Annotated in this window: 19 protein-coding genes and 1 other RNA gene; 11 read left to right on the top strand and 9 right to left on the bottom strand. The window is 44.5% G+C overall.

The features are described from left to right. The first annotated feature begins 23 nt into the window (after positions 1 to 23). The 8 genes from ssrA to ACSX1A_RS14130 all read left to right on the top strand — a co-directional run bounded on the left by ssrA (position 24) and on the right by ACSX1A_RS14130 (position 5,955). Positions 24 to 393, top strand: a transfer-messenger RNA (tmRNA) gene (gene ssrA / locus ACSX1A_RS14165). A gap of 664 nt (positions 394 to 1,057) precedes the next feature. Continuing rightward, on the top strand, positions 1,058 to 1,834 hold the full coding sequence (locus ACSX1A_RS14160; RefSeq protein WP_439880296.1) for a Type 1 glutamine amidotransferase-like domain-containing protein: 777 nt from the start codon (positions 1,058 to 1,060) through the stop codon (positions 1,832 to 1,834). A gap of 146 nt (positions 1,835 to 1,980) precedes the next feature. Then, positions 1,981 to 2,868, top strand: coding sequence for an alpha/beta hydrolase fold domain-containing protein (locus ACSX1A_RS14155; RefSeq protein ID WP_439880295.1), 888 nt, complete (start codon positions 1,981 to 1,983; stop codon positions 2,866 to 2,868). Positions 2,869 to 3,076: 208 nt separating this feature from the next. After that, a complete protein-coding gene (locus ACSX1A_RS14150) occupies positions 3,077 to 3,721 on the top strand; it encodes a hypothetical protein (protein ID WP_439880294.1) in 645 nt (214 codons plus the stop codon). 300 nt (positions 3,722 to 4,021) lie between these two features. Next, entirely contained in the window at positions 4,022 to 4,525 is a 504-nt protein-coding gene (locus ACSX1A_RS14145; RefSeq protein ID WP_439880293.1) for a phosphoheptose isomerase, read from the top strand. Positions 4,526 to 4,642: 117 nt separating this feature from the next. Then, on the top strand, positions 4,643 to 4,903 hold the full coding sequence (locus ACSX1A_RS14140; protein ID WP_439880292.1) for a hypothetical protein: 261 nt from the start codon (positions 4,643 to 4,645) through the stop codon (positions 4,901 to 4,903). Positions 4,904 to 5,145: 242 nt separating this feature from the next. Further along, a complete protein-coding gene (locus ACSX1A_RS14135) occupies positions 5,146 to 5,376 on the top strand; it encodes a hypothetical protein (protein WP_439880291.1) in 231 nt (76 codons plus the stop codon). An 84-nt stretch (positions 5,377 to 5,460) separates the two neighbouring features. Further along, a complete protein-coding gene (locus ACSX1A_RS14130) occupies positions 5,461 to 5,955 on the top strand; it encodes a DUF4112 domain-containing protein (protein ID WP_439880290.1) in 495 nt (164 codons plus the stop codon). On the opposite strand, the gene uvsE is transcribed toward ACSX1A_RS14130, so the two are convergent. The 4 genes from uvsE to ACSX1A_RS14110 all read right to left on the bottom strand — a co-directional run bounded on the left by uvsE (position 5,938) and on the right by ACSX1A_RS14110 (position 9,742). Continuing rightward, positions 5,938 to 6,849, bottom strand: coding sequence for a UV DNA damage repair endonuclease UvsE (uvsE, locus tag ACSX1A_RS14125; protein ID WP_439880289.1), 912 nt, complete (start codon positions 6,847 to 6,849; stop codon positions 5,938 to 5,940). The two genes, ACSX1A_RS14130 and uvsE, sit on opposite strands and share 18 nt — an antisense overlap. Before the next feature lie 62 nt (positions 6,850 to 6,911). Continuing rightward, complete coding sequence (locus ACSX1A_RS14120) at positions 6,912 to 7,547, bottom strand: carboxypeptidase-like regulatory domain-containing protein (RefSeq protein ID WP_439880288.1); 636 nt, start codon at positions 7,545 to 7,547, stop codon at positions 6,912 to 6,914. 187 nt (positions 7,548 to 7,734) lie between these two features. Then, entirely contained in the window at positions 7,735 to 8,298 is a 564-nt protein-coding gene (locus ACSX1A_RS14115) for a hypothetical protein (RefSeq protein ID WP_439880287.1), read from the bottom strand. 205 nt (positions 8,299 to 8,503) lie between these two features. Next, positions 8,504 to 9,742 carry a metallophosphoesterase gene (locus ACSX1A_RS14110; RefSeq protein ID WP_439880286.1) on the bottom strand — a complete coding sequence of 413 codons (1,239 nt, stop codon included), beginning with the start codon at positions 9,740 to 9,742 and terminating at the stop codon, positions 8,504 to 8,506. Between the two features lie 157 nt (positions 9,743 to 9,899). Here ACSX1A_RS14110 and radC point away from each other — a divergent pair, with 157 nt between their 5' ends. Further along, positions 9,900 to 10,622, top strand: coding sequence for a RadC family protein (gene radC, locus ACSX1A_RS14105; protein WP_439880285.1), 723 nt, complete (start codon positions 9,900 to 9,902; stop codon positions 10,620 to 10,622). A gap of 130 nt (positions 10,623 to 10,752) precedes the next feature. Here the strand turns inward: radC and ACSX1A_RS14100 are convergent, their stop codons facing one another. From ACSX1A_RS14100 to ACSX1A_RS14080, 5 genes are all read right to left on the bottom strand, one after another. Next, the gene (locus ACSX1A_RS14100; protein WP_439880284.1) at positions 10,753 to 10,953 is read right to left on the bottom strand and encodes a YwbE family protein; all 201 of its coding nucleotides are present in this window, start codon (positions 10,951 to 10,953) and stop codon (positions 10,753 to 10,755) included. Position 10,954: 1 nt separating this feature from the next. After that, positions 10,955 to 11,470 (bottom strand): hypothetical protein, encoded by a 516-nt coding sequence (locus ACSX1A_RS14095; RefSeq protein WP_439880283.1) that lies wholly within the window; start codon positions 11,468 to 11,470, stop codon positions 10,955 to 10,957. A gap of 16 nt (positions 11,471 to 11,486) precedes the next feature. Beyond that, positions 11,487 to 11,720, bottom strand: coding sequence for a hypothetical protein (locus ACSX1A_RS14090; RefSeq protein WP_439880282.1), 234 nt, complete (start codon positions 11,718 to 11,720; stop codon positions 11,487 to 11,489). 178 nt (positions 11,721 to 11,898) lie between these two features. Further along, positions 11,899 to 13,767 carry a pyruvate kinase gene (locus ACSX1A_RS14085; protein ID WP_439880281.1) on the bottom strand — a complete coding sequence of 623 codons (1,869 nt, stop codon included), beginning with the start codon at positions 13,765 to 13,767 and terminating at the stop codon, positions 11,899 to 11,901. A 65-nt stretch (positions 13,768 to 13,832) separates the two neighbouring features. Next, entirely contained in the window at positions 13,833 to 14,516 is a 684-nt protein-coding gene (locus ACSX1A_RS14080; RefSeq protein ID WP_439880280.1) for a 2'-5' RNA ligase family protein, read from the bottom strand. Between the two features lie 105 nt (positions 14,517 to 14,621). Between ACSX1A_RS14080 and ACSX1A_RS14075 the strand changes: the two genes are divergently transcribed. Continuing rightward, positions 14,622 to 15,242: a DUF1684 domain-containing protein gene (locus tag ACSX1A_RS14075; protein ID WP_439880279.1), complete on the top strand. Its 621-nt coding sequence runs from the start codon at positions 14,622 to 14,624 to the stop codon at positions 15,240 to 15,242. Positions 15,243 to 15,400: 158 nt separating this feature from the next. Further along, the gene (gene pheT / locus ACSX1A_RS14070; RefSeq protein WP_439880278.1) at positions 15,401 to 17,818 is read left to right on the top strand and encodes a phenylalanine--tRNA ligase subunit beta; all 2,418 of its coding nucleotides are present in this window, start codon (positions 15,401 to 15,403) and stop codon (positions 17,816 to 17,818) included. The last annotated feature ends 2 nt before the right edge of the window (positions 17,819 to 17,820 follow it).

Here is a 17,820-nt window from a genome sequence, read left to right as displayed (position 1 = left end):
TAAGAATTCGTTCTTTATTTATTGGGGATGACCGGAATTGACAGCTTGTGCAGATTGCGTGTAAGCATGTCGGGTGGGGAATGTACACCTGTTAAAAATTCGTTCGAACAATAACTGGCGAATATAACTACGCCATGGCTGCTTAATCTAGGTATTAAGCAATTGCCATAGTCTCGTGCAGGTTTCGTGAAACTGCTTGCACATTAGAGGCTTCGATCCGTTTTACTAGTCTGTGTAAAGGTGCGGTGCACAGGCGAAATTAAGCATCTAAGGAGTGCGCATAGGCTTGACCTAGGCCCGCAAGCTCCCGACAATCCAACTAGCGTCTAAGCATGTAGAAGGCACGACGGTTTCCTTGTCTGGACCAGGGTTCGAATCCCTGCATCTCCACATTATTAGTGCAAAAAAGCCTGTAAATCACGTATTTACAGGCTTTTTTGCTTTTAAGCGATATTGGTTACTCCAGCCTGTACTACATGTCAGGTGAGACATACTTCGGTTTCATTCTCCTGTTCTAAAAATTAAATAATTACGCATCGATAGTTCCCGCATTGATTTGTGTACATTTTAGTAAATGTGCGGATTTGCCAACTAAAGTGAATATGATCCAAGCTATAATGGATTGCTGCTGCGTGTCAGCTATTTGTTTTTTATAGCTTGGGGCTTCACTAAAAGAGATGCGATAGAGTAGTCCTACTGCCAAGATGGTTAAAGGGACTATTGGTCGCTTCTTTTCTCCATGTTATACTTATTTAGTAGTAGGATCTATCCGGAAAAGCCGAATAAGGTCGGGAGAAATGATTCTTTTACTTGGCTACCTGAGCAGCAAGACCACCGAAGTGTATACACATGCAACCCGTTACGGGTTGGATAAAATCGTGAGCCCGCTTGATAATTTATAGAAATACGGTATATTAGGAGTGTGCTATGGATATGAGCGCTGGTGATGTATGTGCGAAAAAAAGTATTTAAAATGCAGCCGAACACCACCACCTATAGTGCAGCTAGTTGGAGTAGGTACTCCTGCAAGCCTGTAGTTAGCTGAAAATTAAAAAACATGAGAAGAAGAGATTTTATAAGAAATGCAACAGTTGCAACCGTTGGCATTTCCATCGCTGGAAATGTTGAGTTGTTCGCACAAAAACTGGAAATAAGGAAGATATTCCTAACTGGTGGGGGATATGACCTTAAAACCATCAAGCATCTTATTTCCCTCACAGGAAAAGAAAATCCTAAAATATGTTTCTTGCCGACTCCAATGGGAGATAGTGAAGCTTACATCAACAAATGGTTTGAAATAGCGAAAGAACTGCCAGTACAACCTTATGTGCAAAAAGTCTTTGTAACAAGTGCAGAACAGAAAACACCTTTCGAAGACACACTATTACAAATGGATGCTATTCTAGTTACAGGCGGCAATACTTTGAATGCTTTAGCATTATGGAAAGCACAAGGCATTGACATCGTTTTGAAGAAAGCCTGGGAGAAAGGAATAGTTTTATCAGGACCAAGCGCAGGGGCAATTTGTTGGTTTGAAGAGGGGCTTTCTGATTCTAGGCCGGAGAATTATACTGCCGTGAAAGGATTAGGATTCTTGAAAGGAAGTAACTGTCCACATTACCACACTGAAGCAGAAAGGCGTTCTTTATACTTAAAAATGGTTGAAGAAGGCAGGTTGCTTCCAGGATATGCTTGTGATGAAACAGCCGGTCTTTACTTTGAAGGCACCCAATTGAGAAGAGTTATTACTCAAAATACAACAGATAAGGCTTACAAGGTAACTATAAGTAAAGGTAAAGTGGTAGAGACAGCCTTAGAGTCTGAACTAATTTAGACTAAAACCGCTAGCTAACCACTGCTTATTGCTATCGCTGTAGTTTAGAATAAGCGATTCATTGTAGCTTTTTATAGGCTAGTAGAATATTACTTCTAAGCCTGCCAAAGCAATTAGCAAAACCATTGAGTAATTGAGAGAAAACAATGAAACAAAGCCTAACATACTATATTACTTTATTGGTGATAAGGCTGAAAGGTCTTAAAAAGAACTTTAGTCTGGACCCAATAGACTACAAAAAAATAAGGAAAGGAGATGTTCATCATCCAGGGGGTAAGCTTTTTAAGCAGAATAAAGTACGAACTTTTAAAGTTTCAAATTCCGTAATTACTGAAATAGAACGGTGTGGAAATTCTAAGAACCTGTTGCTGTTCATTCATGGCGGTGCCTTTATTTCTGGCCCAGCACAACATCACTGGGATGCTATTAAAGAAATTGCTACTCAAACAAGTCATACGATTTGGATGTGTAGCTATCCTAAAGCTCCGGAGAGTAATATATCTGAAATATCAGCGAATATAGATTCCATATACAAGGTTGCTTTAGAGAATTATCGTCCAACTCAGATTTCGTTGATTGGAGATTCTGTGGGAGGGACCTTAGTTACAGCCTTGACTCAACGCCTTGTTAAAAAGGGGGCAGAACTACCAAGTAAAATAATTCTTATTTCACCAGTTATGGATGCATCGATGTCGAATCCTGAAATAGAAAAGTTGGATGCAGTGGACCCCATACTATCAAAAGCAGGAGTGTTAAGTGCAAAAAGAATGTGTGCAGAGACCCATGATCTTAAAAATGTAATGATTTCACCTTTGTATGGCAGCTTTGAACAATTCCCAAAAACAATTCTTTATATAGCAGATAAGGACATTACTTATCCCGATCAAAAATTGGCAATCGAAAAATGCATTGATGCTAAAGTGGATATTGAAATAATTGAAGGAAAAAAAATGCCACATATTTGGCCACTCTTACCAGTAATGAAGGAGGCAAAAGTTTCATTAAATAATTTAATTAGTAAATTAAACGACTAATTACAACGCTTCAAGAACAGTACAAACCCTCGCTGCCAGGTTGGGTTCCGGTGATGTGCATAATACCGAAATAGGTATATTATTAAAAAATAAAGGAGAGTATGAATGGGCAGCTTCGAGGAAAGTCTTATGAACAAAGCGTTGGCTATGCCTTGCTCACTGCATACTAGAGTGGCTTTGGCACAAACGAAATCATAATAAAAGCAAAATGAAGAAAAACCTGGTTCTGCTCGTTATCCTAATCATTGTTGGCATACTTTCTTTTATGTACAACCTGGTTAGTCTTCTTTTGCTGGCGATAATTGTTCTGAGTTTTGCAGTTATACTGGTGGCAGGTACAGTTAAAGTTTTTCGCACCAGCCTTAGTGCAAGGTGGTTTAAAGTACCTTTGATAATAATAGCTGTATGTGTGTCCGGGGTTATAGCCGGACTCTTTCGCCCTTTGGAGCCTGCTGTGGTACGTTCCGGTGATGTGAGTGATAAGTTAGCTTACGCCTATAATACTGACCAGGCTGACCGAATGACCATCAAAGCATATCTTGGCATGCTTAATGACAGCATGGTGAAGCGAGATAGTATAAGGCTTGAGCAAGTCAGCCAGCTTTACAGGGATAATAAGATCAGCCAGCCAATGGATAAGTTTTATGCCGCATTTATCTTCCACCACAGCAAGAAGAGTTCGCTATTTGAAATAGCGCAGAAGCTGGCTAGTGAAGCTGCTTCTGTAAGCGAGTTAAAGGATAATTACGTGGTGCAATGGTTAGCCAAAGCAACATACGACAGGTGGATGGTCTCTTTGGGCAAACCACAAAAATACAACACCCAGGACAAATTTAGCGTGAGCGTGGACTAGCATATTTCAAAGCAGGCCTGTAACAGGTAAACCACAAATAGGAGCTTCCGGAAACCGGTGAGCTGAATCAAGTAAGTGGATCCTCGTTTGCTCAGGCCAACAGCAACTGTTTGTTCTGCTATAATTTTCTTCAGATAGTATCTTTCAAGCCTTACCTCACTTTGAGCTGCTGTTATTTCCTTTGTCTTCGCGTTATAATTAATCCATGTGCTTACAACAACTTAATATTAATTTATCAGTATCTCTTTACTTTAAAATATCTGTGACCTATACTTGCCAGTTAATACAAAACATTTGCGGATGATCAATGAGAACGAGAAAGAGGCGCTGTTTCAGGAGATAGAGCAGGAGCTTACAAATAGTAATTTTGAGATTGTAAAAAAAGACGATTCCAGGCCTTGGGGCGGTTTCTTTGTTATAAATGAAGACCAGGCCAAGGAGTTCGCAGAGAAATACTTTACAGGCATTCCCCTGGAAGAATTAAAAATATCGGGTAAGCTTAGTCCAAAGTTTTTACTGGTAGCGCCAGGCAAGAGGCTTTCCTGGCAGTACCATCACCGCCGTGCGGAAATATGGAAGGTGTTACAAGGCAAGGTTGGTGTAGTAACGAGTGCCACCGACCAGGAAGGCGACCTGCAGGAGCTGGAGCCAGGTACACTAATAACGCTTCAGCAGGGTGAACGCCACAGGTTGGTAGGGCTTAATGAGTGGAGTGTACTGGCAGAAATATGGCAGCACACAGATCTAGAAAAGCCTTCTGACGAAGAAGACATTGTACGGGTTCAGGACGATTTCGGAAGATAAGCCCTTACTGAAATAGTAGTATTTGAAGTATGATCCTCACGGTCATACTTTTTTTATGGCTGCTTATACTATTGTGGTTGTACCTGCGTTAAGCCTTGCATACAATTATATATCCTGATGAATTACCTTAGTAAAGGGCTGGTCGTAATGGCCTCCGCATTTTTGATCGTATCCTGTTCTTCCTCTAAATCAAAGCCAAACAGCACAGGGAAAATAATAATTATCGATGGCAAGCAGGTGCGCATAGCCAATAGCCGACATGATAATGGCTTGCACAAGGGTTGGTACAAAAATCCTAACAACCCCCATCACCCGCACACTACAAACCCGGGACACACAAAGCATAAAAAGAAAGGGAACGGTAAAAAAGAAGATTAATATATTTTTATATCGGTTTAAAAAGGCGCTGAAAACTTAGTTGTTTCAGCGCCTTTTTTGTACTTTAATGCTGTGAATATCATTTTACCAGTAAAATGAATTACCTTTTTATTGCTTTTAAAAACAGTATAATATTTTTTATACTAAACCATTGTTTATTTATAAAGTATACCCAAATCTTAAAGAACCAATTCTGTTAAACCGGTCTTTAAAGATTCAAGACTGAAAACAAATATTAACTTATGCGAATTTTTAAACAAGGATTACTTGCGCTTCTGTTTGGCCTTATGATCGCCTCCTGCTCACCTTTGGCTAGAAGCAAGAAAGCTATTGTACTGGATGATGACCGCAGAAGCATGCGCTTTAACAACGGCCGCCAGGAGAGCAAGAACAAGAAGTGGAATGGATCAAAGAGCTTAGGTAAACAGCGTAAGCAGCGGGACAAGGCATTTAGAAAAAGGAGAAAGAATTAGGGGGAAACTTTTACACTATTTATCGCTGGCAGAAGAGCAGGGAATAAAACATACCGTTTTTTGCATCTATTCGTATAAGCGCGTATGATAGAGCAAAACAACCGCTATACCCGCACCCCACAAACTGAAAGCCTGAAATGGATTGATCATATGGTGCGCCTGATGGACAGCCAGTTCAGGCTGCCGGGCACCAAGTTCAGGTTTGGGCTGGATCCCCTGTTAGGGCTTGTGCCGGTTGCCGGAGACCTGGCTTCCTTTGCAGTTTCGGCTACTATTGTAATGACGATGGCCAGGCACGGGGCCAGTAACAAACTGGTAGTGCTTATGCTGTTAAACATTGCTTTGGATACCGTTATCGGTAGCATTCCTGTGCTGGGTAATATCTTTGACTTCTTTTACAAAGCCAATGAGCGTAACGTGCGTATGTTGCGGGCGCATTACGAGGAAGGAAAATACCAGGGTAGTGGCAAAAAAGTTATTATAGGTGTTCTGATCGGAATTGTTGTGCTCTTCGTGCTAATGCTTTGGGGGCTATGGGAGTTGGCAGAGTGGTTATATCATCTAATTGCTGCTTTGTAGCTGTACCCTACCCATACTTTTTGCTATTTCCAGCGCTTTAAGCGCGCTTTCTTCTTTATCCTTTATTTCAAGCATCAGGTCCATATCCAGGCCCTCTGTTTCAGCTAAGAAATCATGGAAGAGCTGCTCTTGTATACTTTGAGTATGTTTTCCTTTGCGCTCCGCAGGAGCCTGTGAACTATAGTCCATCATTAACAGCCCATCCTTTTCAGGATGCCAGGTAGTGGCTGCCAGTTGAACGGCCTCGTACAGAGGTTCTCCGTTGTTTACGCATTCATGATGCAGGTTATCAAATATTACCGGCATGCCGGTAAGTTCATGCAACTGCAGGCAATCCTGTAAAGTATAGGTCCTGTCATCATTTTCCACACACAACCGTGCCTTTACTGCTTCAGGCAACATGGTATGATATACTTCAGCAAATCGCTGGATGGCTGCCGGCTTGTCGCCGTACGCGCCGCCGCCATGTATCTGTAATTTGGCAGTGGTGTCAAGGCCCATCAGATCCAGTACGCTGCCTTGGTACTCCAGTTCTGCTATGCTGTTTTTTACTGTTTGAGGATTAGGGGAATTGAGCACCACAAACTGGTCCGGGTGCATGGAAATGCGCATGTTATTATTCCGGATGTAGGAGCCAAGCCTCCGGAAGGTCAATTTAAAGTGCTCCTTCCAGTTATAAGTGTTCACTTCATGCGAAGCAAATGGGACAAGGTCTGAAGTGAGGCGGAAAAAGAGTAGACCGTGTTGTACATTATACTCCAGTATCCGCCTCAGGCAGGCAAGGTTTTGCTCTACTGTTTCGATCAGGCGTTCTTCGGAGTACGAAGCCAGGCGAAAAGTGCGGGAGGAACTGCAGTCGAGAGTTTGGTTAATACAGGGATATCCGATTTTCATAGGCGCAGGTGCTAAGCTTATTTGTTTAACCTACGCAAGCGGTTATTGTTTGGCTGCCGCCCTTACTCGTACCCGGTATTGTCTTTAAAGAACTTATTATACTCTTCCTTTTCCTTACGCATCTGTTCTATTTCCTGCAGCAATAATAGCTCCTGCAGCTTTTTTTTCTCTTTCCCTTCTCTTGACAGCATGTCGTAAAGCAAGCTTGCCGGACTCATAATAGTAGGTGCAGCCGGTGCAGCGGGAGGGGGAGGCTCTAAACCGGGAATGTAACCGGGTTTCTTCACCTGGCTTGTCTGGTCACGCTTCATATTGCGCAGGGCACGTTGTATCATCTCCGGTGAAGGGCGGCTGGTAATCTCTACTTCACCCAACATTACGCTATCTTCCTGCAGCACAATATTTACCCGGATCTCAGATACAGGTAATTGTTTGGGCAAGTATAGCAGCGATTTAAAGCCGATGGCTCTGATCAGTAAAGTGTCTTCCAGGGCAATGTCAATTAGAAATTTACCTTTTTCATCAGATATAACACCCATCTGGGAATTCACTTTTATAATGCTGGCCCCCGGAATGGGAGTAGTTTTGTCTGGCTGCAGCACCGTGCCGCTTATCCTGATCGTTTTCTGAGCCTGCGCCTGAAAGGCAAAAGCAATTAACAAAAAGGGCAGACAAAATAGCAGGATATTTCGGAGCATCTATAAGTATATGGTTCTGGCTTAAGGGCTATGCAAAGATTAATACGCCACAAATGACTTAAAAGTATACTAGCCTAATTATTTAAGTTCGGGCAAGTTACAAAAGGAATTTTACAATGGCTATAACGCAGAGCGCCTGTAGCATAGTAGGGCTACAGGCGCTCTGCGTTATACTTTTCAGATGCTGTTACTGGTTTTTTCCAGTTTTTTCAAGCTGCATCTGGTGGTATTTGCTGCGGTTCATCTCATAGGTTTTATACTGTTCCGGATTAAGAACCTCCTTTACTTTTTGGTCAGTTTCCTGGTCTATACGTTCCTGCTCAGCTTTTTTCTGAGCCTCGGTCATTGGCGGTTCCTTGGTTTTGGCGTTGTCCGTCTCTTCCGCGGCCTGGCCTCCCATGCGCGATGTTTCTGAATACTGATAGCGCTGCTCCAGTTCACTTAGTTGCCTGTTGCGGTCATAGTAAATCTTTACCATCTCGGTCGCCAGATCTGCGTCCAGGTTTAAGTCCTTTGCAAATGCATCTGAGTATTTGTCTACTTCAAAACCATACATCTGTCCAGCCTCTGGGTTAGCAGGTGGCGCACCTCCTGGTTCACGGTCTCCATAACCTCTGAGGTTATTTGGGTTTACGTTTTCATCTTCATTAGAAGAGGCCACTTCAGTAGTCGTACCCCTGTCTTCGGAACATGAGGAAGCCATAAATAGCATGGTGCTGAGTGCAAATATGGAATAGAATAGTCTTTTCATAGTTTAGTATATAATGTTGCTCGCTGTCTAGTACTGTATTTACAGGGCCTTTGCGAATTTCTTTTTTTTACGGCTGCCAGAGAGTTATTGTTTGTTGCATGATAGGGTGCAAGACATCTGAGCAAACACCGCAACAAGTAAACCTGCCGCTAAAAAAAAGGAGCCGGCACAAATGCCGGCTCCTTTTTACAGAAGTTGTCTGAAGTTAGGCGCGCTTAAGCTCAAATACAGTGATCTCAGGTAAAAAACCAACCCTACCAGGATAGCCCAGGAAGCCAAGACCAGTGTTTACATAGAGGTGTTGTTGTCCTTTTTTATAAAGACCGGCCCACTGTTTATACATATACTGTACAGGGCTCCACTTAAGCCCTGGTATGTTCACGCCAAATTGCATGCCGTGGGTGTGGCCGGAAAGTGTTAGGTCGATATCCTTGTAACTCTGGTTTATTTCTCCGTCCCAGTGCGATGGATCATGAGAAAGCAGCACTTTAAATGGGGTGCCTTCTGTGCCCTGGTAAGCATCTGATAAGCGTCCGTATTTCGGGAAGCCAGCCTTGTTACCCCAGTTTTCTACACCGAGTATGGCAATCTTTTCCCCGTTTTTCTCGATGATACGATTCTCGTTCATCAGCAGGTCCCAACCCATTTCTGCATGACTGGCCTTCAGGCGCTTCAGATTTTCGCTCTTGGCAGTTGGCGTTGGCCACTCCCGGACATAATCAGCATAGTCGTGATTGCCGAGCACCGAATATACGGCAGATTTAGCCTTAATTTCTTTTAGCGTAGGGATATGTGGCTGAACCTCAGAAGCAAGGTTGTTCACGAGGTCTCCTGTAAAAAGTACCAGGTCAGCTTCTTGTTTATTGATCAAGGCAACGGCTTCCTTCAGCGGGTCTGTAGAACTAAAGCTACCTGTATGGAGGTCTGATATCTGCAGCATCTTATAACCATCAAAAGCAGCAGGCAAATTCGGGAAACGAAGTGTTACACGCTTTACACGGTAATCATAAGCTCCTTTTACCATACCATAGATAAATGCCGTGAACGGCACAGCAGCTACAACCAGGCCTAACTGGCTGAAGAACAGGTTACGCGAAGGGTCATATGGTGTAGTTGAACTCAGGCTGTTAAACGTTAACTTACCTAATCGCACGACATCATCGAGCATCAGAAAAACTACTACTACCAGCTTGGAAGCAAAAATAATAAACAATGTACTGGCCAGGTAAGTCTGAAAATTACTTGGAGGCGTGCCTCTGGTGGCAGAGGCAAGTACAAACGTGCCTGACGTAATGGCAAAGATCAGCCAGTACAGAATGTATATGACCCGCTGTGACAGGGGGCTAAGTGACTGAGTTACGACCCGCACTGCCTGAAAGACATACAAGTCTATCAGGAAAAGGATCAGGACAATTATACCAAAAGACAAAATACGATTTATCATATAACTTTACCGCTCTAAAAGGTATCAGAAAAACACCTAAACGGACAATTTTAGATTTAATTGATTTAAAAAGAATTAATAGCTGCTACTGCTGAACTAATATTTAGCAAAAAGAATTGCACTAGCATCTCTTTTGTTATCAAAATCTATACCGTAAGTGAAAGAACCAGAAGCTACTGCCACCGCTCCATACGATCAGCCTTTAAATATTAAAACATGGGCCGAGGAAGATCGCCCCCGGGAAAAGTTACTGCTCAAGGGTAAGTCTGCCCTTAGTGATGCAGAACTGATCGCTATACTTATCGGCTCCGGAACGCAAAACCTTACAGCCGTGGATGTGGCTAAACTTATTCTGGCCGCTGTGAGCAACGACCTGAACGAACTGGCAAAGCTATCTGTAAAGGACCTGACGAAGCATAAAGGTATTGGAGAGGCCAAAGCGATTTCAATAGTGAGTGCACTGGAGCTTGGCAGGCGTAGAAAAGAGACGGCATCTGCGGCCAAAACACGTATTACCTGTTCCTCAGATATTTATAATTACATCAAACCCCAGCTGCTAGACCTGCCCCACGAAGAGTTTTGGATTATACTTTTGAATCGTGCCAATGTTGTGATGAGAAAAGAAAGCATCAGCTCAGGAGGGGTAGCAGGAACCGTGGCAGACCCTAAAATGATCTTTAAAAAGGCACTGGAACAGTTAGCCAGTTCCATTATACTGGTGCACAACCACCCCAGCGGTAACATAAAACCTAGTGCCGCAGATATTTCCCTTACCAAAAAGATGAAAGATGCAGGGCAGTTCCTGGATTTACCTGTATTAGATCATATTATCTTCACCGACAGCGACTACTACAGCTTTGCCGATGAAGGGATTCTCTAAAGCCAGGGAGGTGGCAGGTCTTTCTTTCCGAGTATTCCGGTTTCTAAAGGCAGTTGCTGAAGTAAACCGGCATAGCTGAGTAACGGTATAAGTTGCATCAGTTAATGCTCCTTATAGTAAGGATAATGCCTTAATCTTCTTCTAAGATCTCCTGTACTCTGCCAACTTCGCCAGTTTCTAACCTCACTTTAATGCCATGTGGGTGCGTAGGCGACTTTGTAAGGATGTCCTGAACGTAGCCTTCGGTTAGGTTGCCGGTACGCTGGTCCTCTTTCAGAACAATGTTTACATGAAGGCCAGGTTTTATATCTGATCGTCGTTTCCCGTCCATATTATTGTACTGACGTAACTATGTTGATGTAAGGCTGGTCCTCGTTAAAGCTGATGCGGTTAACGGCAGTTACATCTTGTGTCTTCAATTCTATTTTATCTATCAGTTTGATATCTGCCAGAAGAAGCTTTTTATCAGGCACCAAGGTATCATTAATAGCTATTTGCAGCTGTCGTTGGTCCTGAGGAACTTGAAAATGTCTGTATATATCCTCTAACCCTGCCAGTACCAAACCTTTCTTTAAATTAATAACTACAGCGCCCTGTTTTGCCTTGTTACCAAACTTTGCAAGGGCACTTTCTTCTTTATACACATTTACAGAGGCAATCTGCTCTGGCTTCAGGATAAACGCTCCCATTGCTGTTTCAGTATCATTTATCAGTACCAGCGGCCTGGCTGTTTGTACACTTGCCGTTGTAGTGGCAGGCAGGTCTTTTGGTGATCCGGAAAGTACCTGCGCATCTGCGCCGAAACTACCTGTCAGCAGCAGTAGAAAAAGGGCTAGTTTTGTTTTCATAAATCAAATATAGAGCTTATTTGTTACTAAGTTGTTGTGTACTTTCCTTGGAAACATGCTTTTGCTGCTCCATATCATTTACATATTTCATATACATAAAAATAGCGGCAACACCGGCTACATGGCCTGCAAGAATAAGGTATAAGCCCAGGTTGTTCTCTGACAAGTGCATGATACGTATTATTGCCCCGATCAATACCAGAAATGCAGCAATTTTGTACAGGAGTTTTTCAATCGTTCTTGTTCTCATCAAACTAAGGTTTGGTTAAACAATACTGCTGCCACTAAAAGTAGTAAATGGAGCAGGAAACGTAAATTAGTAGTACTTTAACAAGGCAAATATATAAAAAAATAACAATAGTGCTACATTTAAATTGTTGAAATTCAAATTGATAGCCTGTTATGAGGAGCTTGATGGGTATTTGACCTTATAGATTCGTTTTATGATCAGCTTTTAACTCCTCCAGATCAGATATATGCAGGCTGCGTAGCATGGAGGTTTTTTTGTTCTGGTGTTCTTGCATCCGCACCAGGATATCGTGCAGGAACTCAATAGCCTGCACTACGTGCGGACCTTTGTTTAACATGACACAATCTGCCCGTTGTGCCATGGCGGCATCCGTGATCTCTGCCCGGGAAGGTCTGCCTTTCTTAGCCAGTGTTTCCAGCACTTGCGTAGCCCACACTACCGGTATATGCGAGGCCTCACAAAGCCAAAGTATCTCCTCCTGCACCTCGGCCAGCCGCTGCCAGCCACTTTCCACAGCCAGGTCACCGCGCGCGATCATGATACCTGCAGGATAAGCTTTCATGGTAGCCAAAAGCAGGCGGGGAAGATTTCTAAACCCTTCCTGTGTTTCAATTTTAAGCATCACACCAAGCTTCTGTGCCTTCAGCCTGTGCATCTCTTGCAATAGGGCATCTACGTTCTCTACCTGGTTCACAAAGGACTGATTTACGATATCGGCATGTTTTACAATAAATTTCAGGTCATGCTTGTCCTTGTCTGTGAGCCCCTGCACATGAATCTTGCTTTCAGGCAAGTTAATGCCCTGATCGGCGCGCAATTTGCTCCCTGTCTGGCTGGCATAGGTGATTTTTATTAACAACTGGTCCGGGTTAACATCTTTTATTTCCCCTTCAATTTTACCATCGTTAAAAAGTATGGGCTGTCCCGGTTTAACCTGTGTAAACACCTCGGGTAGTGTGCATGGGATATGCGCTGGCTGCACTACATGCCCCTGCGCATTAAACTGGGCAGGCTCCCCCGGAATTTGTTTTTTCGTGAGGAGCAAGAAGCTGTCTTTTTTGAGTATGATAGGAGAGTAAATAGGGGGTAACTCCCCTACCTGGGCTACTTGCTGCGCGATGGCCTTGTTTTTTACACGCAGCTCCGTGCCTGTCGTGATGTAGGAGGTCTTGAAAAGGTTAGTAACCAGACCATTCGGTTCTTTGCGGATAACTGAAAAAAAGCGTTTCCTGCCACGTGTGTCTGTAAACCTGATCTTATCCCCCTCTTGTAGCTGGGCAAGCCACTCCAGGCTTACAGGCAATGCGGCGTCGATGTTCTTGGGGGGCGTTGCCCCCGGAGGAGCCAGCCATATTTTAGCGGCTTCCGTTATCTGGCCTATATCATTCTGTACCGGGTGCAACACGGCCAGTTTTGGCCCCTCTTTTAGCGGACCGGTGCGTAGTTTCGGGCCCATCAGGTCCATTAAAATTTTGCACTTAAGGTGGGTTTCTTTCTTAGCCTCATTAATATGTTGCACCATTTTGAGCCAGGTTCGTTCGGTGTCATGCGCACAGTTGATCCGGGCACAGTTCATGCCGGCCTTTAACAAACGGAGTATGAGCTCATAGTTGTCGTCCGCCTCGCCGGGGATAGTGACCATGATACGGGTAGAACGTTTTTCGGGCCTGGGCCCCAGCAATGCTTCTGTATGTTCGGAAAGTAATTTGTGGTTTTCAGAAAAAGATACTGCCACATGTTTAGAGGTTGGTTCACAGGCAGACAAGTGGCAAAGCTGGTTACGTACAGCCTGCAGACTGGCCAGAACATGCCCTTCTGCCCGCCCAAGCGACGACAGGCCCATTTGTGACAGCTTTTCCTGCAGTACCCTGATATCATGATGCCGCAATGTGAGGTAATGGAGCAGGTTTTTAGCACTTTTCTTAAACTCGGGGGCAACTTTGGCAATGGCCGGTGCAAACTTTTTCTCCAGCGCTATAGCCTCTTCATGCAGTTGCTCTAGCTGTGAGATAAGATCCTGGTAATGCTTTTCCTGTTTGGTTGACATAGTCTGTATGGCAGCTTTCTACTTTAGAAACTCAGGTAAGCGGGGGAGGGTTGTGTGTTTCTTATTTACTTCAACCGGAAAGTGTGTAACTGCTTCACGTACCTTTCTCGCTGGTACCAATCGTTAAAGACCAGTTCTATGTGTTTGGCTGTAAAAGTTCCGAAGTTGTGGTTTCTATACTTTTCTAAAATTTGTATCATTCCTGTACGGTCATGTAGGCTTTCCCGGAACCGCATAACAGTAGCATGAGCCGTAGCTATTGTATAGCGGCTGTCAATAGTTTCCTGTAAACCAGCGCTTTTAAATTGTTTTCTCAGGTTATCACGAAGCTGGTTCAGGGAGTTGTTGCCAGGGAAACCCTGTAACATTATTGCAGATGCTGATGCCGTTACACCATGAAAGTTGATCTCAATGGCATTTATACCTTCAAGGCATTTTTCTATGATTGTAACATAGTCTTCAACTGAAATATCTTCTAACCGAAAGCCGCTGTAACAAGATATGATCGACATAACAGTGATGTGTACATCAGAAAGCGGATAATAATACTGCGTTGGATTGGCTGCTTTGAGTTCATCCATAAATGCCTGAATGCTACTTTTGATCTGCCTGGTGGGCCGGATCAGCAACGTAATGCCAAACCTGTTGTCTGAAGAGGAGTCAATAAGGTCATCAACAGTGTAGTTACCCTGTAAAATCTCTTTTGAAGATTCTGTAAACAGGTTGTCGTAATGGTTTTTTAAATCCATTTTGATTTCGGATAAGCTGCAAGATGGTAAACGAAAGAGGTGAAGCCAACTATATTTCCTGTTAAAAAATTACGACCTTTGCAGAAACAAAAGAAGCTGAGTTTTATGCAGAGACCGCTAAGACTGATCATACTTGCCGGCGTAGCACTGGTGCTTTTATATTTCTTTAAGGATGCCTTCTTTAACGAGGAGAACTATCTGAAGCCTTTGCAAAAGGAGCGGGAAGACAAAGACCTTTCCTTCAGGGGGCAGGCAAATTCTCCCTTTGTGGACGAAGATCGCCGAAGTTTTAAGAACCTGCTGTATTATGAGCCAAACGTGGAGTACCAGGTTCAGGCTCAGGTAGAGCAACTTGCAAATCAGGATACACTGCTGATGACGCTCACTAGTGGGAGTTATGAGCCTTACTTACGCTATGGCATCGCTACGTTTGAATTAGATGGCCAGCCACAACGCCTGACGCTCTATAAGAAGCTAAGTGGCGAAAAAAAGGAACAGCTTTTCGTACCTTTCACTGATAAAACAAATGGCTTTGAGACGTATGGTGGCGGGCGTTACCTGGATGTGCCTTATGAGGAAGGCGATCAAACAGTGACCCTTGACTTTAACCGGGCCTATAATCCTTATTGCGCTTACAACGCAGAGTATGCATGCCCGGTGCCCCCTAAAGATAACCGCCTGGATATTGCCATACCGGCTGGCGAAAAGACCTACGATAAACATTAGAGCAGTAGCCCTGGTGCCCTGTGCACCACCTTCTAAAGCCTGATGGGTATCTAATTTGGTGGCCTTTGTGCCACTAAACAGAATTATGTTTAATTTTGAAAAAGATTGGCTTCTGTAGTAGTGAGGCTATACTTTATTATAAGAGACAGAATAACAATATGCTGATTTCATTCGACTGGCTAAAACAACTTATACATACAGATAAAACCGCAGACGAAGTGGGCTCTTTACTTACAGGCGCAGGCCTGGAAGTGGAAGCGATCCATAACTTTGAGATGGTAAAAGGTGGCCTGGAAGGTATTGTGTTAGGGGAAGTGCTCACGTGTGAGCGCCACCCGGATGCGGACCGCCTGAACATTACCACTGTAGACATAGGCGCTGAAGAGCCAAGCCAGATCGTGTGTGGTGCGCCAAACGTAGCTGCAGGGCAGCGCGTGGTGGTGGCTACGGTAAACAGCACGCTGCACCCAACAGGTGGCGAGTCTTTTAAGATCAAGAAGTCCAAGATACGGGGTGCCGTGTCAGAAGGTATGATCTGTGCCGAGGATGAAATAGGTATTGGAGCCTCTCATGCCGGTATCATGGTACTGGATACGGACCTGCCGAACGGAACACCTGCTGCCGAGTTTTTTGGTTTAGGTTCTGACAAGGTTTTTGAGATCGGCCTTACACCAAACCGTGCCGATGCCGCCTCGCATTACGGTGTTGCCCGCGATCTGCAGGCTTTGATCAATACACCAGCTATACTTCCTGCTGTTGATGATTTCAAAGTTGATAACACCAGGAAACCAATAGCTGTTGAAGTTGAGAGTACGGAGGCTTGTCCGCGTTATGCTGGTGTAACAATCTCAGGTTTGAAGGTAGGTCCTTCGCCGGAGTGGATGCAGAAACATTTGCGTGCCATTGGTTTGTCGCCGATCAACAACGTGGTAGACGTAACCAACTATGTGCTGCACGAGCTTGGCCAGCCATTACACGCCTTTGATGCCGATAAGATAAAAGGTGACAAGATCATTGTAAAGACCGTTGCAGAAGGCACTGCCTTCAAAACGCTGGATGGCGTGGAGCGCAAACTGAAGGCTACTGACCTGATGATCTGCGACACAGAAGGCCCGATGGCGATCGGTGGTGTGTTCGGTGGCGAAGAATCTGGGGTAACAGACGAAACGACCAGTATCTTTATCGAGAGCGCTTATTTCTCTCCGGACTGGGTGCGCAAGACAGGTATGGCCCACGGCTTAAAGACGGATGCATCCTTCCGTTTTGAGCGCGGCACTGACCCGAACATGGTCATTACGGCCCTTATGCGTGCAGCGCTGCTGGTGCAGGAAGTTGCCGGCGGAGAGGTGTCTTCCGAAATTGTGGACGTGTACCCGGATAAAATTGAGAATCGTGAGATAAAGCTGAGCATTGAACGGGCGCATATGCTGATCGGGCAGCACATTGGTGCTGAGCGAATCAAAGCCATACTAACAGACCTGGACATAAAAGTTACAGCTGAAACAGATGAGTACCTGACGCTGTCGGTGCCGCCGTTTAAAGTGGATGTTACACGGGAGGCAGATGTGGTGGAGGAGATCCTGCGCATTTACGGCTTCAATAACATTGAAATGGACGAGAACCTGGCGACTACTTTCCTGGCCAAGTTCCCGAACCCCTATGCTGAGGATGTGACAGATGTAGTCTTGAATTACATTGCAGCCAACGGCTTTAACGAGATCATTACCAACTCCATCACCAATTCCAACTACTACAAGCCGGCAGGTGAGCAGGAGATGGCGGGGCTGGTGCAGGTGGTAAACTATAACTCCGAAGACCTGGACGTGATGCGTAAGAGCATGATTTTCTCGGGCCTGGAGGTGCTGCGCCGGAACATCAACCGCCGTCAGCGAGACCTTAAGCTTTTTGAGCTGGGCAAAGTTTACGAGCAGCTGGACGGGCAACTGAGCGAAAGCCGTAAGCTGTCGCTGTACATGGCTGGTAACGTCAGCTCCGAAAGCTGGAAACAGCCAAGCGTAAAAAGTTCTTTCCATGATCTGGCAGGTGTGGTGCAAAACGTGCTGCGTAAGATGAATGCCGGAGATTTTGAGGTACAGCAGCTGGAGGAGAACAGCTATATGCGCCAGGGAATCTCTTACATGAAAAACGGGACGGAGATAGCGAAGCTGGGCGTGCTGGATGCCGGTGTTACCAAATTTATGGAAGTGAAGGAGCAGGTGTGGTATGCCGAACTGAACTGGGACTACCTGCTCAAGAAGTATAAAGATAAACTGGTAGCAGAAGAGTTGCCGAAGTTTCCGGAAGTGCGCCGTGACCTGTCGCTGGTGCTGGACAGGAATATTTCTTTTGACCAGGTGAAACAGATTGCCTTACGAACAGAGCGCAAGCTGCTGCAGGATGTGAATGTGTTTGACGTGTATGAGGGGGATAAAATAGAGGCGGGTAAGAAAGCCTACGCCGTTAGCTTTACGTTGCTTGATAAACAGCAAACATTAACCGATAAGGTGATCGACAGTGTGATGAGTCGCCTGATGCAACAATTTGAGAAGCAACTGGGAGCATTTATCCGCAAATAGTG

Origin of the sequence: Pontibacter sp. MBLB2868 (assembly GCF_051904785.1) — a bacterium.
Classification (GTDB): domain Bacteria; phylum Bacteroidota; class Bacteroidia; order Cytophagales; family Hymenobacteraceae; genus Pontibacter.
This window is presented reverse-complemented; position numbering and strand designations above follow the sequence as displayed.